A 24,129-nucleotide genomic window follows, 5' to 3' on the forward strand; every position below is an offset into this window, starting at 1 on the left:
GGGCCGTGCGACGAGACGGTGATCACGCAAACACGGTGACCACGCAAACAAAGCAGAACGGCACGGAACAGCCCCCTCGAGCCGCCGGTGCCGCCGAACGGCCCACTTGCGTTCGAGTGCGCTCCAGGTCGTAGCGTCGCAGACACCGCCGCGCACGGAGCGTCGTCGCCCGGGGTCCCGCACGGGATGCCGGGTGCCCGGATCCGTCGCTAGATGGAAAGAGGCCCTCGTGCCGTGCGGAACGACGATCGAGTGTGAGGAAAGGACCTCCCATGCAGAAGCGCATGCTACGAGACCTCCAGGTATCGGCCATCGGGCTCGGGTGCATGGGGATGTCCGCGTTCTACGGCTCCGCCGACCAGGACGAGGGCATCGCGACCATCCGGCGCGCCCTAGACCTGGGCATCGACTTCCTCGACACGGCTCAGGTCTACGGCCCGCTCACCAACGAGTCGCTGGTCGGCGAGGCGATACGCGGCCACCGCGACGAGTACGTGATCGCTACGAAGTTCAACTACCGGATGGACGACGCCGTCCCCGGCGACATGAGCACCCTCGGCCGGCAGGACGGCTCGGCCGAGCACGTGCGCAGCTCGGTCCACGGCTCGCTGCAGCGGCTCGGCACCGACCACATCGACCTGTACTACCAGCACCGGGTCGACCCGAACGTCCCCATCGAGGAGACGGTGGGTGCGCTGGGCGAGCTGGTCGCCGAGGGCAAGGTGCGCCACATCGGGCTGAGCGAGGCCAGCGCCGAGACCATCCGGCGGGCCCATGCGGTGCACCCGGTCACCGCGGTGCAGAGCGAGTACTCGCTGTGGACGCGGGACGTGGAGGCCGAGGTGCTCCCCGCCTGCCGTGAGCTGGGCATCGGCTTCGTGCCGTACTCGCCGCTCGGCCGGGGCTTCCTCGCGGGCCGGTTCAGCTCGCCGGACGAGCTGGACGAGAACGACTTCCGCCGCAGCAACCCGCGGTTCACGGACGCCAACCTCCAGGCCAACCTGCGTCTCGCGGAGAAGGTCAAGGAGATCGCGGCCGAGAAGGACGTCACCCCGGCCCAGCTGGCCATCGCCTGGGTACTCGCCCAGGGAGAGGACCTGGTGCCGATCCCCGGCACGAAGCGCCGCACCTACCTGGAGCAGAACGCGGCCGCGGCCGGCATCGAGCTGACCAAGGAAGACCTGGCCCGCATCGACGCCGAACTGCCCGAGGTGGCGGGCGAGCGGTACGACGAGGCGGGGATGCGGGCGGTCAACCGCTAGGCGGTCGCCGGGCGGGCACCGGCCGGGCCCGCCGGCCGCTCCTGATGCTGGAGGTGGGACGTGACCGGTGCGGCTGACCCGGCCGGCTCCACCGAGGAGCTGGACGGCGTCTTCGCGGAGACGGTGCGCCGCACCGGCGCGTCCATCGGCGCGCTGTTCCTGCTCACAGCGGACGAGCAACTGCTGCGGCTGGCGGCGGTGAGCGGGGTGCCGGCCTCGCTCACCACACCGTGGACGCGGGTCCCGGTGGCCGCGCCCGCGCCGGTCGCGGACGCGGTCCGCGAGGAGCGCCTGGTGTGGCTGGGCAGTCAGGAGGAGCTGGTCCGTACCTATCCGCGTACGGCGATGGCGCTGCCGTACCCCTGTGCGATGGTCGCCGCGCCCGTCACCGGTGTCCGCCGGTGGGGCGCTCTGCTGCTGATGTGGCCGGCCGCCCGTCCGCCCCACATGACGCGGCGGGAGCAGGGCCATGTCATGACGCAGTGCCGGCAGCTCGCCCGGCTCCTCGAGGACGCAGCCGAGCACGGCCAGGCCCCGCCGGCCGGCGAGGAGCCACGGGTCGTGGCCGCCGGAACCGTCCGCCCGCCCGTGGCCCCGGCGCTGGCCGCCGCCGACTTCGCCGAACGGCTGCCCGGCGGCAGTTGCGGCCTGGACCTGGAGGGCCGCATCACCTACGTCAGCGCCGGGGCCTGTGACCTGCTGGGCCTCGACGCCGGCCGGCTGCTGGGCACGCGTCCGTGGCAGTCCCTGCGCTGGCTGGACGATCCCGCCTACGAGGAGCGCTACCGGGCCGCGGTGATCAGCCGTGAGCCCGTGTCGTACACGGTGCACCGCCCGCCGGACCAGTGGCTGGATTTCCATCTCTTTCCCGATGCCAGCGGTATCAGCGTCCGTATCGTTCCCCGCGGCGCCCCGGGGATGCCCACGCCGGCGCCCCGCCGGGCCGCGCCGGCCGCCGCCCCGGCAGGCGCGGGCCGGCTCTACCAGCTGCTGCATCTCGCCGCCGGGCTGACCGAGGTCGTCGGGGAACAGGACGTCGTCGACCTGATCGCCGACCAGGTGATGCCCGCCTTCGACGCGCAGGGGCTGGTCCTCTCCGCCGCCGAGGCCGGCCGGCTGCGGATCACCGGCCACCGCGGCTATCCGGCCGACAGCATCGAGCGTCTCGACGGCCTGCCCCTGGACACCGGGTTCACCCCCGCCGGCCGGGTGCTCAGCAGCGGCGTCCCCGCGTTCTTCGCCGACCCGGAGGAGATGCGGCGCGTGCACCCCGATGCCGCTCCGGCCAGCGGCAAGCAGGCCTGGGCCTTCCTGCCGCTGATCATCTCCGGCCGGCCCGTCGGCTGCTGCGTGCTGTCCTACGACAGCCCGCACGAGTTCCCGGCCGAGGAGCGCGCGGTGCTGACCTCGCTGGCCGGTCTCATCGCCCAGGCCCTGGACCGGGCCCGGCTGTACGACACCAAGCACGAGCTGGCCCACGGCCTGCAGCAGACGCTGCTGCCGCGCAGCCTGCCGGCCGTGGCCGGACTGCGGGTGGCCGCCCGCTACCTGCCCGCGACCCGGGGCATGGACATCGGCGGGGACTTCTACGACCTGATCCGCCTCGGTGACAGCGCCGCCGTAGCCGTCATCGGCGACGTGCAGGGGCACAACGTCGCCGCCGCGGCGCTGATGGGCCAGGTCCGCACCGGCGTGCACGCCCACGCGACCACCGGCTCGACCCCGGACCGGATCCTCACCGACACCAACAGGCTGCTGGCCGACCTCGGCCCGGACCTGTTCACGAGCTGCTTCTGCGGCCACTTCGACCTCGCGCTGCGGCGCGCCACCCTCGCCAGCGCGGGCCATCCGCCGCCCCTCCTGCGCCTCGCGCCGGGCGACGCACGCCCCGTCGACGTTCCGCCGGGCCCGCTCCTCGGCATCGATCCCGAGGCCGAGTTCCCCGTGACCGAGATCCCGCTCACGCCGGGGGCGCTGTTCGTCTTCTACACCGACGGCCTCATCGAGCGTCCCGGCGCGGACCTGGAGGAGTCGATGGCCGACCTCGCCCACCGCCTCGCCGGAGCCGACACCGAAGACCTGGACCTGCTCACCGACACCCTGCTGGAACAGGCCGGCTCGGCGGCCCAGCGCACCGACGACATCGCGCTCCTGCTCCTCCAGACCCTGACACTGCCCTCAGTCCCCCGGGGCGGCGCGTGACGCCGGTCCGGCTGGAAGGTGAGAAGGACGACGAGGCCGGCCGGCCGTGATCAGGATCGGCTCCTCCGGAGGGCGCGTTCGACCGGGCCCGGCGGGTCGCCGCACACGCCCGCCGCACCCGTCGTCGGACCGTGCTGCCCGTGGGTGACACAGCGGGCGGCCCGGCCCAGGCGGACGGGGCTGTGAGCAACCCCACGCGGGCTCCAACTCGCTTACCCGCGGGGGTGTTTCGTGGCCCTCGGCACCCGGCCGGCGAAGTGGCGGCGACGCCTTCCCCGTCCCGTCTGCCACGATGGTCGACGCCCTGACCAGGCGGCCCGGCCGTGCAGCGCAGCCGGACCGACGGGATCCGCCGGTCACTCCCGCTCCGCCTGGTTGTCGAGTACCCCGCAGTGTCCTCTTCCTCTGCCCTGCCCACTTCCGTGCCCGGTACCGCCCCGGCCTCCCGTTCGCCGTGGCGGTCCTTGCGGTACCGCAGCATGCGCTGGTGGTCGGCCGCGAACCTCCTCTCCAACGCCGGCACCTGGATGCAGCTCACGGTGCAGAACCTGCTGGTGCTGCACATCACCGGTTCCGCGGCGGCGACCGGCCTGTCGATGTCCGTCCAGGCCGCGCCCGCGCTCTTCGTGAGCCTGCTCGGCGGCGCGGCCGTGGACCGCTGGCCCCGGAAGCTGACGGTCGCCGTGAGCCAGGCCCTGCTCGGCGCGGTCGCCTTCACGACGGCGCTGCTCGTGGCGCTGGACCGGATCGACATGACGGCACTGCTGGTGCTGGCCGCCGTGACCGGCGTCATCGCCACCGTCGACGGACCGGCGTGCGCGCTGCTCGGCAACGATCTCGTGCCCGTGGACGACGTGCCGTCCGCGATCGGCGTGGGCGCGCTGGTGCACAGCGCGGGACGGCTGGCCGGCACCGCCCTGGCCGGAGTGACCGTCGGCTTCCTCGGCACCTTTGCCGCGTACGCCGCCAACGGGCTGTCGTTCCTGTTCGTGGCCTCGGTCGTCCCGTTCCTGCGGCCGGCCCCCGGGGCCGCCGAGGCGGCGCCGGCCGGGCCGCGGGCCGTCCCTGCGCGCACGGAGCTGAGCGTGCGGGAGGGCCTGGCCTTCTTCGCGCGCCGGCCCCGCCTGGTGGCCCTGGCCGGCATCACCGGAATCAGCTCGGTCTTCGGCCGCAACTACGGCCTGACCCTGGCCGTCCTCGTCACCGGGCCGCTGGCCGGTGGTGCCGGGGCGTTCGGCACGGTCTCCACGGTGCTGGCCGTGGGCGGCATCCTCGGTGCGGTCCTCGGCGCCCGGCTGCGCAAGCCGTCCGTGCGGACCGTGGGGCTGCTGGCCGCGGCGGGAGCGCTGCTCCAGGTGGTGGCGGGTCTGTCGCCGTCGCTGGCGGTGCTGCTGGTGCTGGTGCTGCCGATGGCCGTCGTGGAGTCCGTCTCGGACACCGCCGGTACGGCCGTGCTGCAGACCGATCCGCCTCCGCACCTGCGCGGCCGGGTGCTCGGTGTGTGGAGCAGCATCGGCACGGTGTGGAGCCTCGGCGGGCCGCCGCTGCTGGGCCTGCTCATGGAGTGGGCCGGGGCGCGCGGCGCCCTGGTCGCCGGCGGACTGCTCATCGCCGGGTCGATCGGCGCGGGCCTGCTGACCCGCCGCCGCGGCGCGCCGGTGCCGCTGACGCTGACCGCGAAGGACGGCGACGTGACCGGCCGCGAGGCACTGGGCACGGCGGCCTGAGGGGCCGCCCACGGGCCCTGGCGGGTCCGCACGCGGGCGGTCAGTCGTGACGGCCGGGCAGGTGGTACACGTGGAACGCCTGCCCGATCACCGGCTGGGCGACGTTGCGCACGCGGACGCCCCCGCTGGTCATGCCGTGCTCGGTGCCGGCGTGTGCGTGGCCGTGCACGGCGAGGTCGGCGCCGCCGGTGTCGATCGCCTCCGCCAGCAGATAGCTGCCGAGGAACGGGTAGATCTCCAGCGGTTCTCCGGCCAGGGTGTCCGGCACCGGTGAGAAGTGGGTCAGGGCGATCCGTACGTCGCAGCCCGCCCGCTCCAGGTCCTTCAGGGCGTGGTGCAGCCCGTCGGCGCGCCGGCGGCTGTAGCGGACGAACTCCTTCATGAGCGGTTCCCCGAACTCCCCGGCGCAGCGTCCGACGAAGCCGCCGCCGAAGCCCTTGGTCCCGGCGACCCCGATCCGGGCGCCGTCGGCGCCGACGACCGCGGACTCCCCTTCGAGGACGTGCGCGCCGGCGTCCCGGAGGATCGCCGTGACCTCCTCGGGCCGCTCGTCGTGGTGGTCGTGGTTGCCGAGCACGGCGACGACGGGCACCCCGAGATCCTTGATCTCCCGGGCGACGACGGCCGCCTCCTCGGGTGTGCCGTGCCGGGTGAGGTCGCCGGCGAGCAGCAGGACGTCGGCGCATCCGGGCAGTGTCTCGAAGGAGGGGCGGAGCCTTCCCTGGCTCTCCGGGCCCATGTGGATGTCCCCGACGGCCGCGACGCGGATCATGTCAGGTCCTCCCCGTGGTCGGGCGACGAGGTGCCGGCGACGAGCAGGTCGGAGTGGACCGGGTGCCCGGCCAGCTCCTCGCGGGCCAGCCGCAGGATCTCGTTGCGGCACTGGGTGGACGGCACGGTGCCGGTGAGCAGGACGGCGTCGCCGCGCATCTCGAGCCGTACTCCGAGTTCTCCGAGGTCTCCGGAGGCCAGGTGTTCGGCGAGGTGGGCGACGCGGTAGTCCAGGTTCCCTGCCGCCTGCGGGGGCGGCGGACTGGTGTCGGTCATGGCTGCCCCTCCTGGGCGTCGATCACGTTCAGCCGTTCGAGGAGGAAGAGGAAGGCGGCGGCCATGGGCTGGTCGCCGCAGGTGCTGCGGACCACGTCCCAGTCGACCTTCTCGCGGACGGCGCGGGCCACCGGCAGGACCGATCCGAAGTCGCAGTAGTGCTCGGAGAAGGCACTGATCAGGCTGCGGATCAGGTCGGTCGGGCAGAGCACCGGCATGAGGACCGAGTCGACCGGCAGCACGTGCGCCCGGTCGAGCATGTCCTCGGTGACGGGCTGGTGCGCGAGGGCGAAGATGATGTCGACGTTCTGCCCGTGGCAGGTGGTCTTCAGCAGCCAGTCCTCGGGCGGGGTACGCACGGCGAGGCCGGCCTCGCGCAGGGCTCCGGCCACCGCCTCGGCGTCGTCGGGCAGGATGGCGAAGTCGGCGTCGTGCTGGAGGTAGCGGCTGCCGCCGTGGGCGTAGACGGCCACGCTTCCCGCGAGCGCGAAGGGGTGGCCCGCCCGCTTGAGGAGGGCACCGATCTGCTTGGTCGCCTCCAGGATGGCCTGGCTGCGGTCCTGCGGGAGGTCCGCCGGCCCGGGAGCGGGCGGGTCCGCAGGCTCCGGTGCGTCCTCGGCGAGGCGGAGTCCGGTGATCTCCGGTCGCCGGGTGGACGTGGACTCCTCCCCGTTCTGCGTCATGACCTCTCCATTCACGGCACCCTCCGCCCGGTCGGCTCCGGGGGTCGTACGGGTACCCGGCGCGCCGCCCGCGACACCGCGTCCGGGGAAAGGCCCGTACGACGTACACCGCTCCCCGCGGCATACCGCCCGACGGCGAGTGGCCGCCCGACCGGCCCGGGAGCACGCTGGTAGGCATGGCACACCGGCTCGGGCTCGCGGGTCCGCGGCAACCGTGGCAGTCCACCCACGCTCTGCTGTTCCTGCCCGTCGCACTCATCGTGGTGATCACGGTCGTGGACCTGCGGACGCCCACCGACATACACCTCGGGCCGGCCCTGGTGATCGCGCCCGCCCTCACCCCTTCCTTCGCCGGACCCAAGACCACGGCGGCCGTCGGGGCGCTCGCGGTGGCCGCTCAGGTCTTCATCGGCATCCACCACGGCGGGATCGGCACCACGAACCACATCGTGCAGATCATCACCCTCTCGGTGCTGGTCGTGCTCACCGTCCTGTACAGCGCTCTGCGCGAACGCAGACAGGCCCAGCTGGCCCAGGTCCGCACGGTCGCCGAGGCCGCCCAGCACGTCCTGATGTGGCCGCTGCCCGAACAGATCGGCACGCTGCGGATCGCCTCGCTGTACCTGGCCGCGGAGGACGAGGCACAGATCGGCGGGGACCTGTACGCGACGACCCTGAGCGACGGCGCGGTACGCGTCCTGATCGGCGACGTCCGCGGGAAGGGCCTGCCCGCCATCGGCGAGGCGGCACTGCTGCTCGGCGCCTTCCGGGAGAGCGCTCCCCGGCACATCCCGCTGGGCGAGCTGGCCACCTCGCTGGACCAGAGCATCGGGCGCTACACGGCCGAGATGGACTCCCCGGAGGAGGCGGGCGAACGGTTCGCCACGGCGCTGCTCGTGGAGATCCCGGACAGTGACCCGGTCACCCGGATGACCAGCTGCGGCCACCCGCCGCCGCTGCTGCTGAGCCCCGGCCACGTCGTCACGGTCCCGAGCCTGCACCCGTCCCCGCCGCTCGGCGTGCTGCACGACACCGTCGAGCACACGCTGGACGTGTTCTCCTTCGAGCCGGGTGACACGCTGCTGCTGTACACGGACGGGGTCGTGGAGGCCAGGGACGAGCGGGGCCGGTTCTACCCGCTGGCCGAACGGGTCGCGCGCTGGACCGAGGACAGTCCCGAGGCGCTGATGCACCACCTGCGGCGCGATCTGCTGGCCCACGTCGGCGGCCGGCTCGGGGACGACGCCGCCCTCATCGCACTGCACCGCACCCTCGGCGAGCGCCGCCGGCACCACGGCCGCGGTGACCTGTCCGGGCACGGCTGAGGACCGTACGGGCACGCCCGCGGAGCGAGGGCCGGGCCTCCGGCGTTCAACTGCGTTTGCGTCAATGTTCAGTCCGGAGGGTGGCCCGTCCCGCCGGGGCGTTGCGAGAATGCGCGGCGCCTCGACAACAGGGAGCCCCCGTGCGTCACTCGACCTCCGCACTCGGCGCCGCCCTCGGCGCGCTCGTACGACACCTGCCCCCGCCCGTACGGCACCCGTCCCGACGCGTACGGCACCCGTCCCCGCCCGTACGTTCCCTGCTCGCCGGCCTGGCCCTGCTTCCGGTGCTGGTCTCCCCCGTGGCCGCGCAGGCCGCGCCCGGCGGTCCCGCGCGGGCACGCTTCGACCTCCAGGCGCACCGCGGCGGCATCGGCATGACGACCGAGGAGTCCCTGGAGGGCTTCGGCAAGGCGCTGCGGCTCGGGGTGTCCACGCTGGAGCTGGACACCCACGTCACCAAGGACCTGAAGGTCGTCGTCCAGCACGACCGTCAGATCAGCGGCGTGAAGTGCATGGACACCGGCCCGGTGACCCCCGGCGACCCGATGTACCCGTACGTCGGCAAGTACGTCAAGGACCTGACCCTGGCTCAGCTCAGGACCCTGGACTGCGGCTACCGGCAACTGCCCGGGTTCCCCGAGCAGGAGGTCGTCAAGGGCTTCCGGATGGTGGAGCTGAAGGACGTCCTGAACCTGGTGAAGAGCTACCACGCCTGGGGGGTGAAGCTGAACATCGAGACCAAGGTGGAGGCGGGCGCGCCCGAACAGACCGCGCCGCGCGGGGTGTTCGTCCGCCGGGTGTACCAGGAGATCCACCGGTCGGGCATCGAGCGGCAGGTCACCATCCAGTCGTTCGACTGGGGTGCGCTGAAGCTGATGCACCGGCTGGCGCCGAAGTGGCCGCTGGTGGCGCTGACGAACTACGACTTCCTCCAGGTGGGCAAGCCCGGCGCGTCCCCGTGGCTGGGCGGGATCGACGCGGACGACTACGACGGCGACTTCGTCCGGGCGGCCGCGACGCTGCCCGGTGTCGCCACCCTCTCCCCCAACTACGGTTTCCCGCAGAACGGCAAGGTCGGTGACCCCGGGTTCCGGTTCTACTCCGACGCGGCGATGGCCGAGGAGGCGCACGCCCGGGGCCTGAAGGTCGTCCCCTGGACCTGCGACGACCCGGCGACCGTGCGGGCGCTGATGGACATGGGCGTCGACGGCGTCATCACCGACTACCCGAACCACGTACGGCAGATCATGGCCGACCGCGGTATGCGGCTGCCGCGGCCGTACCACCCGCACGGCCGCGGCTGAGCGGGGCCGACGGCCCGCGTCCCGACCCGCCGCCGAGCGGACCGGCGGCGTGCGTCCCGCCCCGCCGTGGCTGAGCGGACCGACGGCGTGCGTCCCGCCCCGAATGGGGCGGGGCGGGACCGCACGCCCGTGGGGGGGCCGGCGTCAGCCGGCCGGCTTCAGGTCGGTGATCTTCAGGGTCTTCAGGTCGGACTGCACGTCGATCCGGCTGACCTGGGCGTGCGGCCCGTCACCCCAGGTGAGGGTGACCCTGCTGGTGGCGTGGCCCATGCCTGAACCGGTGTACGCCACCTTCCACTTCACCGGCACGTTCTGCGCGAACAGGATGCCGTCGGCGTGCTGCTTCTTCTCGAACGCGGCGACCTTCTTCTGGGCGGCGCCGGAGAGGTAGAAGCCGCGCAGGGCCTTCTTGGCGGCAGCGGCGCCGGGGTCGTCGGTGGCCCAGACGGAGTCGATGTAGGCGCCGTAGAAGTCGGCCACGTGCTGGGTGACGTTGCGCGGGTCGCCCTGGGCCGACGACACGGCGGCGGCGCGGGTGGTGTGGTCGGCGGAGGCCCCCGCGAGGGCGGGCGTGACGGCGGCCAGGGAGAGGCCGGCGGTGAGGGCCGCGGCGGTGAAGAGGGTCTTGCGGCTACGGACGGACATGTCTCTCATTCCCCCGGTTTTTTCGCGGCCGGGCTGATCCCGGCCTTCGACGGACCTTAAGACCCCATTTCCCGGGCACTGGTTCCGCTTCTCCCCGCATTCTCTCTCCGGCAGATCCCCGCACGTGAGATGCGGAAAAGGTTGGGGCGAATTCCGGTCACAAGGGCGTCGGGGGCGGACCGGCCGGTGTCCGGAAGGTGGGTCGGGGCCGGGGTCCGGAAGGTGGGTCGGACCCCGGCCCCGGGTCTGTCACGGCTCACGGGCCACCGCGCCGTACGTCGCGGTGTCCTCGTGCAGTCGTGGATGCGGGCGGGCGTTCTCGGTGCCGGTCCGGGCGGCCGGCCGTCGTCGGGCGACGCCTGTCTCCCATGCGGTCGAGGGGCCGGGTGCTTGCGTCAGGGGTGCGGGTCACCACTCCTTGCGCAGCGCGCCGAGCAGGCTCTCGGTCCTCCTCGCGGACGCGGCCTGGGCGCTCAGCCGGTCCAGGGCCTCGAGGTAGACGACGACGTCCTCGGGCTTGTCGAGGTAGAGGGCCCCGACGAGCCCGCCGAGGTAGGCGATGTCGGGCAGTTCGGGTGCGCGGAACCGGAAGAGGTGGAAGGTTCCGGCCCGCAAGGCGGGATGCGGCCCGTTGGCGAACGGCATGAGCTGCACGGTGACGTGGGGCAGCCGACTGACCTCGATGAGGTGGTCGATCTGGGCCCGCATCACCTCGGGCCCGCCGACCGGCCAGCGCAGCACGGTCTCGTCCATCACCACCCACAGCCGTGGCGGTCCCGGCCGGGCCAGCAGCTCCTGGCGGCGCATGCGCAGGGCGACCCGGCGCTCGGTGGCCTCGGCGGACGCGTGCGGATCGGCGGTGGTCAGCAGGGCACGTGCGTAGTCCTCGGTCTGCAGCAGGCCGTGCACGAACTGGTTCTCGTACCCGCGGATCTGCACGGCCGCCTGTTCCAGGCTGAGGTAGGCGGCGAGCCAGTCGGGCACGACGTCACGGTAGGCGTGCCACCAGCCGCGCTTGTTGGCCTCGCGCACGGACTGCAGGAAAGTGTCGATCTCCTGCCGGCCGGTGACGCCGTAGACCTGGAGCAGTTTCTCGGCGTCCGCGAGTCGCAGCCGGGCGACCTTGGCCGCCTCCATGCGGCGGATCGTGGAGTGGCTGACCCCGAGCGCCGCACCCGCCTCGGCATAGCTGAGTCCGGCACGGGTGCGCAGTTCCTCCAGCTGTCTGCCGAGGATCATGCGCAGCACGGACGGGGCACCGCCCCAGTCGGTCTCCGTGGTCACGCCCACCCCCCTCGTCCGGTCTCCGGACCACCCTCACACACGATCGCGTCCCCGCACCCATTCGATCACGATCTGGCGGATGCAGCATGCACTTGGCCGATTGCAAATTTCAACTTGCTGGTTGCGGAGCGTTGTCGGCAGCTGCCAGAGTGGACTCACCGCTCCGGCCGGCCAAGGAGCAGGCGGTGGCGCCGGCTTGAGGGAGACGGTCCGCACCACCGCCTCCCGGGAGGCGGTGGCCGTCTGCCGCCCCGGCGGCCGGACGACACCTCGCCCCGGCGGCGAGCACCCTGGTCGACTCCCTGGGCCCGACGGCCCCGACCGGCTCGCTTCCGGGGCCGCACGCCCCGGCAACGCCGCCGTCTGCGCTCCGCCCGGACCACCCCCACTCGTCCGAAGGACCCCCCCATGCACCACACCTCACCCACCCCCGCCCCCACCCCCGCTCCGGCCGCCGACCCCTCCTGGACCCGTACCCGCCCCGGACCGGGCTCCCAGGAGCAGGCCGGGTGACACGGACGCGGTGACGGGCCTCCCCCGACGGCCCCCGTCCCCGACCCGCTAGATTCACCGCGGTGCGGGGCATCCGCACCGGTCGGCGAGGCGTGAACCCGTCCGGGGTGCGCGTCCGCCGCACGTGCCGATCCGACGGGGAGAGTTCATGGTCTGGTCGCTGATCCGCCGGCGACGGGCCGCATCCCGGCTCCCCGTGCCGGGGCGGTGTACGCCGGGCCGGCATGTGCTGGCCACCGAACGGCTGCTGCTGTTCACGCCGCGGACCCGCCTGGACGTGGCGGCGGCGGTCGCCGCGAGCGCGGACGCGGAGGCGCAGCGCTGGCTCGGCACCCTGGCGGACGAGGTGGTGCCCGATCCCGGTGTCCGCCGAGCCCTGCTGGCCTGGCGGCCGGCCGGTGACGACGGCCGCCGGATACCGCGTGAGCTGGCCGAGCCGTACGCACCCGGTCCGGACGACCCGCTGCTCCTGGTGTGCGTGCGCAGATCCGACCTGACTTACGCCGGCGCCCTGGAACTGCAGCATGTGCAGGGCGAGATGGGCGGCTGGCTCGCGCCGGGCTGTCGCGGCCGGGGCCTGGGCGGGGAACTGTTCCGTGCGGGCGTCGAGCTGGCCCACACCCATCTCGGGCTGGCCACGATCCGGGCGGGAGCCGAGCCCGGCAACACCGCGAGCCGGGGGGCCCTGGCCCGCGCCGGCTTCGTCCCGGACGAGGGCCCGCCCCGGCACACCCTGTCCGACGGCCGCGTGATCGACGCCCTCTGGCACCGGAACGACACCGCAGCGCCCTCCCGCTGCCCCGCCCTCACGGCGACCGACTGAGACGTCTGGCACCACCCCGGCCGGCCCGGTCCGGGCAGTGCCGGCCCGGTCCGGGCAGTGTCGGGCGGTGCCGGGCAGTGCCGGGCGGTGCCGGGCAGTGTCGGGCGGTGTCGGGCGGCAGCGGCCCGGGGTCCTTGTGTCAGGCGCCGGGCATCAGGCCCGCCGCGGTCGTGGCTCCCAGTTCCCAGCACGCCTGGAGGTCGGCCTTGCCCGGCTCGCCGGTGACCGTCACCGGATCGGCGGCCAGGCGCCAGCCGAGGCCGGTGGTGACGGTCCCGACGGCGCGGACCGCGCCGGTGACGTCGTTGCCGCCGTGCACGTAGTAGCTGAACGGCCGGCCCCGGGTCTCGTCCAGGCACGGGTAGTAGATCTGGTCGAAGAAGTGCTTGAGGGCGCCGGACATGTAGCCCAGGTTGGCGGGCGTGCCGAGCAGGTAGCCGTCGGCCTCGAGCACGTCGGAGGCGGTGGCGGACAGGGCCGCCCGGCGTACGACACGCACGCCCTCGATCTCCGGGGTGGTGGCGCCGGAGACGACGGCCTCGAACAGGGCCTGACAGTGGGGGGACGGGGTGTGATGGACGATCAGCAGGGTAGGCACATGCGGCACCCTGCCGTGCGTGTGCCGCCCCTGGCAAACGGCGGCGGGCATCGCCGGAGGCGGGGCGCGGTACGCCCCGGGAGGACGGGAGGGGTCGTCGTGGCCGAGGAGGACCGCCGGGCACCGGCAGCCGTGGTGTTCGACGCGCTGGGAACGGACTACGAGCGCGCCTTCGCCGGCTCCGCGGCTCACCGGGCGTCGCTGCGCCGGCTGCTGGCGGAGCTGGCGCCGGGGAGCAGCGTGCTGGACGTGGGCAGCGGGACCGGCCGGCCGACGGCCCAGGCCCTCGTCGAGGCCGGACACCGGGTGCTCGGCCTCGACGTCTCACCGGTCATGGTCGGCCTGGCCGCCCGGCAGGTGCCGGAGGCCGAGTTCCGGCTCGCGGACATCCGGGAGGCACCGCTCGCGGAGGGCTCTTTCGACGCGGTGTGCGGGTACTTCTCGCTGCTGCAGATGTCCCGCGCCGAGCAGGCGGCCGTGGTGGCGAAGCTCGCCCGGGCGGTACGGCCCGGCGGCCTCGTCGTGCTGGCCACCGTGCCCCTGGACGTGGAGGACGTCGAGGCGGTCTTCATGGGGCAGCCGGTACGGGTGACCAGCTTCGGCGCGGAGGCGTTCGGCGAGATGGTGGCGAAGGCCGGCCTGACCGTGCTGGCCGAGGAGCAGACCCTCTTCACGCCGGAGCACCCCGACGCCGTGCCGGAACCCCATCTGTTCCTGCACGCCCGCCGTGACGGATGAGCCGCACAAACGCGTTCGGCGTTGTCGGCGCCCTCGGTTACAGTGACGGCTCTGAACCGGAGGGGAGACAACAGTGCAGGTCAGGGTGGGGGCCGTGAGCGGCCGTATGGTCGTCGCGGTGGCACTTGCCGCGGTGCTCGGCGGGTGTGCTCAGTCGGCCAAGAGTGACGGAAGCAGGCCCCCGAAGTCTTCGGCGGGCGCCGGGGACACGGGCGCGGAGGCGAAGGACACGGCTGCGGCCGGCGGCACGATCGGTCCTGCCGGTTCGGCCTGCGAGCTGCCGGTCAGCTTCGACGTCGCCAAGCGCTGGAAGGCCAAGTCGATCGACGCCGGCAAGGAGCTGGACAAGGCCTCGAAGAAGAGCGACGACGACCTGAGCGGGGCGTTCGCCGAGGCCTTCCTCCGGCAGGGGCCGGTCACCGCGGCCTGCGAGATCGACGCCAAGCCGGCCGGCAACATCGGCTTCCTGCGCGTGTGGACCGGGAAGGCCGGCGACGCGGACGCGGGCGGCGTACTGCGCGCGTTCGTCGCCGCCGAGGACGGCGTCAGCAAGGCGAAGTACCGCTCCTTCAAGACCGGCGGCGGCGTCTCCGCAGTGGAGGTCGAGTACCTCTACACGAGCAAGCTGCTCGAGGAGACCAAGAAGGAGAGCGCCTTCGCGGTCAGCACGCCGGACGGGCCGGTCGTCCTGCACCTCGGTGGCATGGACACCGAGGAGCACGAACAGATGCGGCCCGCCTACGACCTCGCCAAGAAGACCCTCAAGCTCGTCTGAGGACCCGGCGGTCAGTAGCGCAGACGCCGGGCGCGCACCAGCATGACCACCCCCGACAGGGCGAGCAGCATGCCGATGGCGGCGGGCCACAGTTGTGCGCCCGTCTCCGCCAGCCCGCCCCGGGTTCCCTGGGCCTGGGGCTGGATCGAGGGCCCGGGGGGCGGGACGTCTCCGCCGGTGCTGCCGGCGGCGGCTGCGGCTGCGGCGGCGGGTTCGGACGACGTCGAGCGGGCCGGGGCGGAGTGCGCCGGTTCCGGCCGGGACGTGGATGATGCGGCCGGGTCCGCCTTGCCGGGCTTGTCGGCAGTGTCGTGCTTGGTGGTACGGGTCCGGTCCTGGTCGTCGGTACGCGTCTGGTCGTCGGTGCGGGTCCGGCCGTCCTCGGTGGAGCGGGCCGGTTCGGTCGTCGGGTCCGTCCTGGGCGCCTCGCCCCGGCCGGAGGCAGACGGAGCCGGGGCGGTGGTTGCGTCCCCGCCGGGCTCCGCCGTGGTGCCCTCGCCGGAGCCGGAAGTCTCGCCGGAGCCGGGGGTCTCATCCGAGCCGGTCTCATCGGAGCCGGGAGTCTCGCCGGAGCCGGGGGTGTCACCGGAGCCGGGGGTCTCACCGCTGCCGTCACCCGCCGTGGGTGTCGGCGCCGCCGTCGAACCGTCGTCGTCGCCACCGGAAGCCCCGCAGGTGCGGCCGGAGTTGATGCAGTCGACCATCTCGTCCATCAGGTCCTCGTCGAAGACGTTGATGAAGTCGCCGTGGTCGGTGACGGGCTTGTGCAGCTGCTCGGGGAAGGAGTCCACCGCGAACAGCGGGACGGAACGGCCACCGTCCCCGAGGCTCGGCGCGTCGACGTCGTAGACGATGCGCTGGACCAGCTGGGGAATGGGCCGGAAGCCCGCCTGGCAGGAGCCGTCCCCGGCCGCGAAGGCCACGTGGGTGCGGTGGTTGGCGCTGTCGATGTTGCGGCCGTCCCAGCAGCTCTGGAACCGGAACGTGCGGACCACGTCACTGCCCTGCGGACACAGCGGGTACTTGTCCTTCAGCTGCCGGTTCTCGAAACCGGTGCAGCTCCAGGAGGCGTTGGCGTTGCCGGGGCCGTTGACGAAGGCCTTGGCGTCGCCGGTGATGATGCGGAGCAGCCGGGGCATGGCGGTGACCTTCTCGCGCGGGTTGCCCACGAACGTCAGCGTCACCTGCTTCGGCGTGACGATCTGGCCCGCGTTGCCCTCCGTACCGCCGCCGGGCGCCCCGGCGTCGCGCTCCTGGGTGCCGTTCTGCAGGCGCAGCACCGGCCAGTAGTACGTCGACTTGTCACCCTGGTCCACGCAGCTCGTGTCGGCGTCCGCCAGGTCCTCGTCGCTGGCGAAGGCGTTGTTGCTCTGGTTGCCGATGTAGTCGTGGAAGTGGTGGGCGCCGTTGGTGACTCCGGGGGCGACGATGACGTTGTCGGAGTTGAACAGGCCGTCGGCGTTGACCCCGCAGTCGGAGGTGAACGTGCCGCGCGAGGCGCCGTCCCGCGCGGCCGGGGCCGCCTCCTCCGGCGGTACGGCGGTGATGTCCTGGTAGTCGGAGGCGACGGGCCCGTTGCCGCCCTGGCCCGCGCCGGCCTGCCCCTGACCGGCACCGCCCTGCTGGGCGCCGCCGTTCGGGGCGTCCGTGGGTGCGGCGCTCTCACCGGGGCGCAGGGTGCAGGTGGCCAGGCCGTCGAGGCCCTGCGGGCGCTCCCCCGCCCGGTCGATGGCCTCGCCGATCCGTCCTATGGACGCGGACCGCTTCTCGTTCAGCGGGTTCATGATGCTGTCGTCGGCGGCGCCGGTGTCCTGGCCACCGTTGCGTGACCACTGCTGGAGCTGCTGGTACGCCGCCGCCGTCTGCCGGTCGAGCGCGGCGAGTTCACGGTCGACGTCCTGGCGGGCCGTGTCCGGCACGTCCGTCAGCCGGCTGCCGACGTCGGGGCAGTCGATCGTCGCCATGCCCGCGGACAGGACCTGTCCCGTGGAGTCGGACCCGCCGCCCCAGCCCTCACTGGCCGAGGCGTAGACGTTCACGGCGACCAGCCCGGCGCCGCCCAGCATCAGGGCCGTTGCTGCGAGGGTCGCGCGTCGTGCGCCGGTCGGGCGTCTGCGCCTGTTGCGTACCAAGGTCGTCCCCTGTGTGTGATCGCCGGTCGGGCATGGAGTTCCCCGGCTTCATACGGAGGGCGGGTCCACCGTGTTCAACAGAATCTCGAATTCACCGGGATCTCACAGGAAACCATGGCCCCAACCCCTTCCCACCCGAACGTCACTGCGAACATCACGAATATGTATCGGACATTTCACACCTCAACCTTCACACGAGGTACACACGTTGGCTAGGTTGACGCGAGGCCGCCCGGCTCAGGTCTCGGCGAGCCGTCCAACTGCCCTGCGGGGCAAGGAAGGAGCACGTCTTCCATGGTGCCGGAGAGCCGCGACGAGGTTCGGCAGCGGATCGACTCCCTCTACGACCAGGCCGAGAGCGACACCGGGACCTTCAACGTGACCCGGGCCATGGCCGCCCAGCGGCGGTCCCGCGGTGTCCCGTTGGCCAAGCAGCGGGGCCGGCGACCGGATCCGGCGCTGGACGAGGTGGCCCGGCAGTGGTTCGACGCGGCACGCGCGAAACTCGGCCCGACCGTCCCCGCGGCACTCCCTGCCGACCGCCTGCCCGACCGCACCGCGGCGTCGACAGGTTCCTGGGGCCGAAGCGGGGCCGACTCCCTCGTCTCCGGCGAACGCCAGGCCCTGGAACCGGGGTCGTCGGCACGGGCACCGCAGGCCTTGGAGCGCGGGATGGGCAGCCGTGCGGTGGCCGAGCTGACGAGCGGAAGCCCGACGGGGGACCGGCCGCCGGGCCGAGCGGTGGCCGAGCTGACCGGCACACAGACGCCCGCCGAACCGAGCCGTACGCAGCGGGTCGGCGAACCGACCGGTGAGCTGCCGGCGGGCGAACTGGCCGGCGGGCGGACGGCAGGTGAGCTGACCGGCGGGCAGACCCCAGGCAACCTGACCGGTGGGCTGCCGGTGGGCAACCTGGCCGGCGGACTGCCGGTCGGCGAGCCGGCTGCCGGGTGGATGTCAGGCGGACTTGCCGGTGGGCGCGCCCTCGAGCCGGCGACGGTGGACCCGGTCGGCGGGCCTGCCGCGACGGCCCTCCTCCCGGTCACCGCGCTGTCCGCACCACCCGGACCGCCGACACCGTCAGCACCGTCCGCACCGTCCGCACCGTCCGCACCGGGAAGTCCCGTTCAGGAACCGAGGGCGCTGCCCGGTGCCGCGCCCGGCCGCCCCTCCCCCGGCGTCCACAAGACGGAGAACCGGCGCAAGCTCAAGGCGGCCGCGGAGCAGCTGACCCGGTACGCCGCGAACATCGCCGTACCCGCGGCGGCCGTTCAACCCGCCCCCGCCCAGACCGACCAGGCCGCCCAGGCCGCGTGGACCACCCCCATCCAGACCGACCAAGCCGCGTGGACCACCCCCGCCCAGACCGACCAAGCCGCGTGGACCACCCCCATCCAGACCGACCAAGCCGCGTGGACCACCCCCGCCCAGACCGACCAAGCCGCGTGGACCACCCCCGCCCAGACCGACCAAGCCGCGTGGACCACCCCCGCCCAGACCGACCAAGCCGCGTGGACCACCCCCGCCCAGACCGATCCGGCACCGACTGCATGGATCGGCGGCATGACCGAACGGGCCGCGCAGGCCGGCCAGTCCGCGCAGGCCGCCATGAGCGACACCGGTGCACTTCCCGTCGTGGCGGCCCCCGGCACCCCCCTCACCGAGACCGGCTCCCGAGCGCTGCGGGCCGCCAAGGCGATCGCGTTCGCCCGGGCGCAGGTCGGGAAGCCCTGCGTTTGGGGTGCGACGGGGCCGGACTCCTACGACTGCTCCAGCCTCACCCAGGCCGCATGGAAGGCCGCCGGGGTCACTCTGCCCCGGGCCGCGCACGAACAGGCCCTGGCCGGCGCCCCGGTCGTGTCGGCCGGCCTCGAACCCGGTGATCTGGTCCTGTTCTTCGACGACGACCGGCACGTGGGCCTGCACGTCGGCGACGGGATGATGGTGCACGCTCCCGGGCCGGGCTCGACGATCCGCGAGGAGTCGATCTACGGGGCCGGGGAGGCGGCGATCCACCGGATCGTACGGCCGGCCTGACCGGGGCCGGCCCGGGTGCGCGATCCGCTCGAGCGTGCGGCCGGGCCTGCCGGGCCGGAGCCCCGGCATAAGCAACCCCTCGGCAAGGCATAAGATCACCTTATGGGGTCATAGGGCAGACCCCGGTACCAAGTTAGGTCTGCCTTAGTTTAGGCTTCCTGATCAAGTCGCCCATTCACGCTCGAAGGGAACCTGATCATGCCGCGCCCCCTGCGGGTAGCCATCGTCGGAGCCGGCCCCGCCGGGATCTACGCCGCCGACGCCCTGCTCAAGTCCGAGGTGGCCGCCGACCCCGGCGTGTCCATCGACCTCTTCGAGCGGATGCCCGCCCCGTTCGGCCTGATCCGGTACGGCGTCGCGCCGGACCACCCGCGCATCAAGGGCATCATCACGGCGCTGCACCAGGTGCTGGACAAGCCGCAGATCCGCCTGTTCGGCAACGTCGACTACCCGACCGACCTCGGCCTGGACGACCTGCGCGCCTTCTACGACGCGGTGATCTTCTCCACCGGCGCCATGGCCGACCGTGCCCTGTCCATACCCGGCATCGACCTCGACGGCTCCTACGGCGCCGCCGACTTCGTGTCCTGGTACGACGGCCACCCGGACGTGCCGCGCACCTGGCCGCTCGAGGCCGAGAAGGTCGCCGTGCTCGGCGTCGGCAACGTCGCCCTGGACGTGGCCCGCATCCTCGCCAAGACCGCCGACGAACTGCTGCCGACCGAGATCCCGCCGAACGTCTACGACGGTCTGAAGGCCAACAAGGCCCTGGAGATCCACGTCTTCGGCCGCCGCGGCCCGGCACAGGCGAAGTTCTCCCCGATGGAGCTGCGCGAGCTGGACCACTCCCCGAACATCGAGGTCATCGTCGACCCCGAGGACATCGACTACGACGACGGCTCGATCGAGACCCGGCGCGGCAACAAGCAGGCCGACATGGTCGCCAAGACGCTGGAGAACTGGGCGATCCGGGACGTCGGCGACCGCCCCCACAAGCTGTTCCTGCACTTCTTCGAGTCCCCGGCGGAGATCCTCGGCGAGGACGGCAAGGTCGTCGGCCTGCGCACCGAGCGCACCGCGCTGGACGGCACCGGCAACGTCAAGGGCACCGGCGAGTTCAAGGACTGGGACGTCACGGCCGTCTACCGCGCCGTCGGCTACCTCTCCGAGAAGCTGCCCAAGCTGCCCTGGGACCTCGAGTCCGGCACCGTCCCGGACGAGGGCGGCCGGGTGATCGAGGAGGGCGGCACCCCGCTGCAGTCCGCCTACGTCACCGGGTGGATCCGGCGCGGCCCCGTCGGTCTCATCGGCCACACCAAGGGTGACGCCAACGAGACCGTCGCCAACCTCCTGGACGACTACGCCCACGGCCGGCTGCACACCCCGTCCGCGCCCGAGCCCGAGGCCGTGGACGCCTATCTCGCCGAGCGGAACGTCCGCTTCACCACTTGGCGGGGCTGGTACGAGCTGGACGCCGCCGAGCGCGCCCTGGGCGAGCCGCAGGGCCGCGAGCGCGTGAAGATCGTCGAGCGTGAGGACATGCTGCGGGCGAGCGGGGCGTAAGTCCCGCACGCCCGACCGGGCCCGGAGGGGGGCCGGGCCCGGAGGGGGGCCGGGCCCGGGGAACCCCAACGGGCTCCGGTGGCAGCACCAATGGGCTCCGGTAGCAGCACCGACGGGCTCCGGTAGCAGCACCAATGGGGTCCGGGGAAAACCCCAACGGGTTCCGCAGCGGCCCCTGTTAAGGTCCTGCGGTGTTCTCACTGGTCGAGCCCGTCTTCTTCACCCGCCTGCGCGAGGCCCGTCGCGTACTCGTCGCCGGTGCCGGCGGCGGCTTCGACGTCTACGCCGGGCTCCCCCTGGCGCTCGCGCTGCGAGCCGCCGGCAAGGACGTCCACCTGGCCAGTCTCTCCTTCGCCGACCTCTACGGCCTGGACCTGGACAGCTGGGTCGCGGAGGACGTCGCCGCCGTCCGCCCCGGCACCCCGCTGCGTGGCGACTACTTCCCCGAACGCTCGCTCGCCCAGTGGCTGCAGTCACATGACCTGCCCGACACCGTGTACGCCTTCCCCCGCACCGGAGTCGAGCCGCTGCGCGCCGCCTACCGGTCGCTCCTCTCGCACCTGGGCGGGGTGGACGCGGTGGTACTGGTGGACGGCGGCACGGACATCCTGATGCGCGGCGACGAGCACGGGCTCGGCACTCCGGAGGAGGACATGGCGAGCCTGGCCGCCGTCGCCGGCATCGAGGAGGTCCCGTACCGGCTGGTGGCCTGCCTGGGATTCGGGGTGGACGCCTACCACGGCGTGAACCACTCCCTGGCCCTGGAAAACCTGGCCGCCCTGGACCGCGAGGGCGGCTACCTGGGGGCGTTCTCACTGCCCCGCGAGAGCCCCGAGGGCACCGCCTACCTGGACGCGGTGGCACACGCCCAGCGCAGCCACGCGAGCCATCCCAGCATCGTGCAGGGGTCCGTCGCCGCGGCGGTGCGCGGGGAGTTCGGAGACGTACGGTTCACCGAGCGCACCCGGGGCAGCGAGCTGTTCGTAAACCCGCTGATGGCGCTCTACTTCTGCGTCGACCTGCCCGCGCTGGCACGCGCCAACCTCTACCTCGGGCGGCTGGAGGGCACGGTCCTGATGCGCCAGATCAGCTCGGCCATCGCCGCATTCCGCGACGAGCTGCCGCGACAGCGACCGCCCCGGGCCTTCCCCCACTGAGCGCCGCGCGATCTGCCGAGGGAAGTCGGAGACACCGGTGGGACTGCCGCCGGTGCAGGTGGTGCACCGGTGCAAGTGGTCCCTCGGTGAGGGGTGGTCCTCCGGTGAACGGTGGTCCTCCGGTGAAGGGCCGGTGAAGGGTGGTCTTCCGGTGAAGGGTGGTCCTCCGGTCGGGTGAACGGGACCCGCCCCTGAGCGGATGGACGGGCGGATCCCGTTCGCAGGACCATTGTGGGCGCCGTGCGCGGTGGACAGGCACGGGTGAGCCGCGATCACCTGACGCGTGCAGCGCGGGCCCCGGGCTCACGGCGTACACCCCGTGCGCGGGGCGCACACCCGAGAGCCACGCCCGGCGGCGGGCCCCACCGCCGTGCCGCCCCGCCTACCGGTGATACTGGGAGGCGCACCCGCCCCCATCAGCAGATTGGCTTATGTCGAACTCCGCCACCGACCACGCCACCGTCCCGCAGACCCTCTGGGCGGCCCGGGGCCGCCACACCGGTCCCGCCCCCGAGGACGTCGTCCGCCGCACCTTGCGGAGACACAAGGAGACCGGGGACATCGACGACTTCGCCGAGCCGCCCGTGCCCGAGGATCCCGCCCGGCGGGTCTTCGAGGCGCGCTGGCGGGCCGCCGGCACGGTGACCGTACGCGCCAGGCTCACCCTCGTACCGCGGGAGAGCAGGCCGCACGGCCACGAATGGCGGCTCGTCGCGGAAGCGGAACGCCCCTGGGACGACGCATGGCCCTCCCCCGCGACCCTGTTCTGGCCCGAAGACGGCTCCGGCGAGGGCGATGACGGCTCCTGGGACCGGCACGCCACCGTCGCCGGCCTGCACTTCCGCCAGGTCAACGCGCTGCCCGCGGACGACAAGGAGATGCGCCGCCGGCTACGGGAGGCGGCCCGCGAGGCCTGGTGCGTCAACCTCGTCGTGCATGAGGCGATGACGCCGGACGAGCAGGGCCGGCTGCCGCTCGCGCGCCTGCTGCCGCCCGGGCTGCGGCACCGGGTGGTGGAGCACCGGGCCGCCCCTCAGCAGCTGCGCGGTGTCAACTGGGCGCTGAAGGACCTCGGTGTCGAGGTGCCGCGCGGCGGCGCGGTGCTGCTGCCGCCGGACCCCGCGCCGGAGGGCTACGACCGCCGGGAGCACAGCGTGCGCAACGTCTTCCTGGACGGTTCCGAGCCGGCCGAGCTGATCGCGGCCGTGCGGCACTTCACGACCCTGCCCAGGCCCCTGCCACGGGACGCCGAGGAGGCGCTGACCGACCTGCGCGAGAACTGGACCCTGTTGACCGTCCAGGAGGAGCTGGAGCGGGAACGGGGTCTGGTCACCATGTACGCCGAGGCGCTGGAGGCGATGACGAAGTCCCGGGACCTGTACAAACACGCCGCCGAGCAGGCGCTGGAAGCCCTGGCCGCCTACCGTGACGTCCCCGTCTCCGTCCTGCCGCAGCAGCGGCCCGCCGCCCGGACGCCGACCGCACTGCAGCAGTTGACGCGGACGTTCGAGCGGCTGAAGCTCACGGCCAAGGGCCGCCGGGAGGCCGAGCCGGCCGCGGACGCCTCGCCGGACCCCGCGCCGCCCGGTACACCGGCGGAGGGCCCACGGGGGGAGACCGACGGCCCGGGCACGCCCGACGGGCCGGGGACGGCCGGCGGGCCGGGGACAGCCGGCGGGCCGCGGTCGGCCGACAGCCCGGATGAGGCCGGCGGGCCGGGGAAGGCCGACAGCCCGGATGCGGCCGGCAGTCGAGGCACCGCCGGCGTCCGAGGCCGCGCCGACGGCCGATCGTCGTAGCCCTCCTGGTGCGGAGCGGGCCCGCGGGGGGAAGCCGAAGGAGACAGCCGCAGCGCCACCGGAAACGCAGCGGAAGGAGACGGGATGGACACGACCACCACCCTGCTGGTGATCGCGGCGGTCGTCGCGGCGGCGCTGCTCGCCGTCGCCGTCGGCCTGCTCGTCCGGCTGGTACGGGCCCGGCGGACGCTGCGGCGGGCCGGGCTGCCGGCGGGGCCGCGATGGGTGTTCTGGGGCGCGGTCGCGTATCTGCTTCTCCCCACCGACCTCCTGCCCGACCCCGTCTACCTGGACGACATCGGCGTCCTGCTCCTGGCCCTGCGCAGCCTCCGCGCCGCCCGGCCCCTGCCGCCGGGCCCACCGGGACCGTGACCGGAACGCCGCCGACGCGTGCCGCGGGCTGACGACGCGCGCCGCGGGTCGCGGGCCGACGGCGACGGGCGCGGGCCGACGCCGGGGGGCGAGGATCTCGGGCTGGCAGCGACGGGCGCAGATCGGCGCCGAGGGGCGCAGAC

The 24,129-nt window shown here is 73.4% G+C and carries 20 protein-coding genes; 13 read left to right on the top strand and 7 right to left on the bottom strand.

Features of this window, described 5'->3' with window-relative positions; all coding sequences use genetic code 11:
* Nucleotides 1-272 precede the first annotated feature (272 nt).
* The 3 genes from JK359_RS20530 (at nt 273) to JK359_RS20540 (ending at nt 5,191) form a co-directional block, all read left to right on the top strand.
* A complete protein-coding gene (locus JK359_RS20530) occupies nt 273-1,262 on the top strand; it encodes an aldo/keto reductase (RefSeq protein WP_201837638.1) in 990 nt (329 codons plus the stop codon).
* Nucleotides 1,263-1,322: 60 nt separating this feature from the next.
* Nucleotides 1,323-3,464: a SpoIIE family protein phosphatase gene (locus JK359_RS20535; protein ID WP_201837640.1), complete on the top strand. Its 2,142-nt coding sequence runs from the start codon at nt 1,323-1,325 to the stop codon at nt 3,462-3,464.
* 479 nt (nt 3,465-3,943) lie between these two features.
* Nucleotides 3,944-5,191, top strand: a complete 1,248-nt coding sequence (locus JK359_RS20540; protein ID WP_236678182.1) for an MFS transporter — start codon at nt 3,944-3,946, stop codon at nt 5,189-5,191.
* A gap of 40 nt (nt 5,192-5,231) precedes the next feature.
* Here JK359_RS20540 and JK359_RS20545 read toward each other — a convergent pair whose 3' ends face one another.
* From JK359_RS20545 to JK359_RS20555, 3 genes are read right to left on the bottom strand one after another with little or no spacing between them, the layout of a single operon-like run.
* A complete protein-coding gene (locus JK359_RS20545) occupies nt 5,232-5,963 on the bottom strand; it encodes a metallophosphoesterase family protein (protein WP_201837644.1) in 732 nt (243 codons plus the stop codon).
* A complete protein-coding gene (locus JK359_RS20550; RefSeq protein WP_201837646.1) occupies nt 5,960-6,238 on the bottom strand; it encodes a BON domain-containing protein in 279 nt (92 codons plus the stop codon). The genes JK359_RS20545 and JK359_RS20550 overlap by 4 nt, the downstream gene beginning before the upstream one ends.
* On the bottom strand, nt 6,235-6,921 hold the full coding sequence (locus tag JK359_RS20555; protein ID WP_201837648.1) for a nucleotidyltransferase family protein: 687 nt from the start codon (nt 6,919-6,921) through the stop codon (nt 6,235-6,237). The genes JK359_RS20550 and JK359_RS20555 overlap by 4 nt, the downstream gene beginning before the upstream one ends.
* A gap of 176 nt (nt 6,922-7,097) precedes the next feature.
* Here JK359_RS20555 and JK359_RS20560 point away from each other — a divergent pair, with 176 nt between their 5' ends.
* Together JK359_RS20560 and JK359_RS20565 are read left to right on the top strand one after the other, a co-directional pair.
* On the top strand, nt 7,098-8,246 hold the full coding sequence (locus JK359_RS20560; protein WP_201837650.1) for a PP2C family protein-serine/threonine phosphatase: 1,149 nt from the start codon (nt 7,098-7,100) through the stop codon (nt 8,244-8,246).
* 257 nt (nt 8,247-8,503) lie between these two features.
* Nucleotides 8,504-9,550: a glycerophosphodiester phosphodiesterase family protein gene (locus JK359_RS20565; protein WP_372445456.1), complete on the top strand. Its 1,047-nt coding sequence runs from the start codon at nt 8,504-8,506 to the stop codon at nt 9,548-9,550.
* A 144-nt stretch (nt 9,551-9,694) separates the two neighbouring features.
* Here JK359_RS20565 and JK359_RS20570 read toward each other — a convergent pair whose 3' ends face one another.
* Both JK359_RS20570 and JK359_RS20575 read right to left on the bottom strand, forming a co-directional pair.
* Nucleotides 9,695-10,195, bottom strand: coding sequence for a hypothetical protein (locus JK359_RS20570; protein ID WP_201837652.1), 501 nt, complete (start codon nt 10,193-10,195; stop codon nt 9,695-9,697).
* A gap of 408 nt (nt 10,196-10,603) precedes the next feature.
* Nucleotides 10,604-11,479, bottom strand: coding sequence for a Sco1979 family transcriptional regulator (locus tag JK359_RS20575; RefSeq protein WP_201837654.1), 876 nt, complete (start codon nt 11,477-11,479; stop codon nt 10,604-10,606).
* A 661-nt stretch (nt 11,480-12,140) separates the two neighbouring features.
* Between JK359_RS20575 and JK359_RS20580 the strand changes: the two genes are divergently transcribed.
* Nucleotides 12,141-12,815, top strand: a complete 675-nt coding sequence (locus tag JK359_RS20580; protein WP_201837656.1) for a GNAT family N-acetyltransferase — start codon at nt 12,141-12,143, stop codon at nt 12,813-12,815.
* A gap of 139 nt (nt 12,816-12,954) precedes the next feature.
* Here the strand turns inward: JK359_RS20580 and JK359_RS20585 are convergent, their stop codons facing one another.
* Nucleotides 12,955-13,413 (bottom strand): flavodoxin family protein, encoded by a 459-nt coding sequence (locus JK359_RS20585; protein ID WP_201837658.1) that lies wholly within the window; start codon nt 13,411-13,413, stop codon nt 12,955-12,957.
* A 99-nt stretch (nt 13,414-13,512) separates the two neighbouring features.
* Between JK359_RS20585 and JK359_RS20590 the strand changes: the two genes are divergently transcribed.
* Entirely contained in the window at nt 13,513-14,151 is a 639-nt protein-coding gene (locus tag JK359_RS20590) for a class I SAM-dependent methyltransferase (protein ID WP_307788200.1), read from the top strand.
* A 73-nt stretch (nt 14,152-14,224) separates the two neighbouring features.
* Nucleotides 14,225-14,926 (top strand): lipoprotein, encoded by a 702-nt coding sequence (locus tag JK359_RS20595; RefSeq protein ID WP_307788201.1) that lies wholly within the window; start codon nt 14,225-14,227, stop codon nt 14,924-14,926.
* Between the two features lie 11 nt (nt 14,927-14,937).
* On the opposite strand, the gene JK359_RS20600 is transcribed toward JK359_RS20595, so the two are convergent.
* Nucleotides 14,938-16,992: a DUF1996 domain-containing protein gene (locus JK359_RS20600; RefSeq protein ID WP_201837955.1), complete on the bottom strand. Its 2,055-nt coding sequence runs from the start codon at nt 16,990-16,992 to the stop codon at nt 14,938-14,940.
* 360 nt (nt 16,993-17,352) lie between these two features.
* Between JK359_RS20600 and JK359_RS40440 the strand changes: the two genes are divergently transcribed.
* The 5 genes from JK359_RS40440 (at nt 17,353) to JK359_RS20625 (ending at nt 23,986) form a co-directional block, all read left to right on the top strand.
* Nucleotides 17,353-19,095 carry an NlpC/P60 family protein gene (locus tag JK359_RS40440; protein WP_372445447.1) on the top strand — a complete coding sequence of 581 codons (1,743 nt, stop codon included), beginning with the start codon at nt 17,353-17,355 and terminating at the stop codon, nt 19,093-19,095.
* 198 nt (nt 19,096-19,293) lie between these two features.
* Complete coding sequence (locus JK359_RS20610; protein ID WP_201837662.1) at nt 19,294-20,658, top strand: FAD-dependent oxidoreductase; 1,365 nt, start codon at nt 19,294-19,296, stop codon at nt 20,656-20,658.
* A gap of 191 nt (nt 20,659-20,849) precedes the next feature.
* Nucleotides 20,850-21,815, top strand: a complete 966-nt coding sequence (locus JK359_RS20615) for a DUF1152 domain-containing protein (RefSeq protein WP_201837664.1) — start codon at nt 20,850-20,852, stop codon at nt 21,813-21,815.
* 431 nt (nt 21,816-22,246) lie between these two features.
* On the top strand, nt 22,247-23,614 hold the full coding sequence (locus tag JK359_RS20620; RefSeq protein ID WP_236678183.1) for a hypothetical protein: 1,368 nt from the start codon (nt 22,247-22,249) through the stop codon (nt 23,612-23,614).
* A gap of 84 nt (nt 23,615-23,698) precedes the next feature.
* A complete protein-coding gene (locus JK359_RS20625; protein WP_201837666.1) occupies nt 23,699-23,986 on the top strand; it encodes a DUF1232 domain-containing protein in 288 nt (95 codons plus the stop codon).
* Nucleotides 23,987-24,129: the final 143 nt, after the last annotated feature.

The organism is Streptomyces actinomycinicus, assembly GCF_016741775.1.
In the GTDB taxonomy this organism is placed as follows: domain Bacteria; phylum Actinomycetota; class Actinomycetes; order Streptomycetales; family Streptomycetaceae; genus Streptomyces; species Streptomyces actinomycinicus.

Coding starts and splice junctions, on each gene's coding strand:
- JK359_RS20530 (WP_201837638.1), top strand. CDS start 273: ATGCAGAAGCGCATGCTACGAGACCTCCAGGTATCGGCCATCGGGCTC.
- JK359_RS20620 (WP_236678183.1), top strand. CDS start 22,247: ATGTCGAACTCCGCCACCGACCACGCCACCGTCCCGCAGACCCTCTGG.
- JK359_RS20570 (WP_201837652.1), bottom strand. CDS start 10,195: ATGTCCGTCCGTAGCCGCAAGACCCTCTTCACCGCCGCGGCCCTCACC.
- JK359_RS20580 (WP_201837656.1), top strand. CDS start 12,141: ATGGTCTGGTCGCTGATCCGCCGGCGACGGGCCGCATCCCGGCTCCCC.
- JK359_RS20545 (WP_201837644.1), bottom strand. CDS start 5,963: ATGATCCGCGTCGCGGCCGTCGGGGACATCCACATGGGCCCGGAGAGC.
- JK359_RS20625 (WP_201837666.1), top strand. CDS start 23,699: ATGGACACGACCACCACCCTGCTGGTGATCGCGGCGGTCGTCGCGGCG.
- JK359_RS20600 (WP_201837955.1), bottom strand. CDS start 16,992: ATGCTGGGCGGCGCCGGGCTGGTCGCCGTGAACGTCTACGCCTCGGCC.
- JK359_RS20555 (WP_201837648.1), bottom strand. CDS start 6,921: ATGACGCAGAACGGGGAGGAGTCCACGTCCACCCGGCGACCGGAGATC.
- JK359_RS20560 (WP_201837650.1), top strand. CDS start 7,098: ATGGCACACCGGCTCGGGCTCGCGGGTCCGCGGCAACCGTGGCAGTCC.
- JK359_RS20550 (WP_201837646.1), bottom strand. CDS start 6,238: ATGACCGACACCAGTCCGCCGCCCCCGCAGGCGGCAGGGAACCTGGAC.
- JK359_RS40440 (WP_372445447.1), top strand. CDS start 17,353: ATGGTGCCGGAGAGCCGCGACGAGGTTCGGCAGCGGATCGACTCCCTC.
- JK359_RS20540 (WP_236678182.1), top strand. CDS start 3,944: ATGCGCTGGTGGTCGGCCGCGAACCTCCTCTCCAACGCCGGCACCTGG.
- JK359_RS20610 (WP_201837662.1), top strand. CDS start 19,294: ATGCCGCGCCCCCTGCGGGTAGCCATCGTCGGAGCCGGCCCCGCCGGG.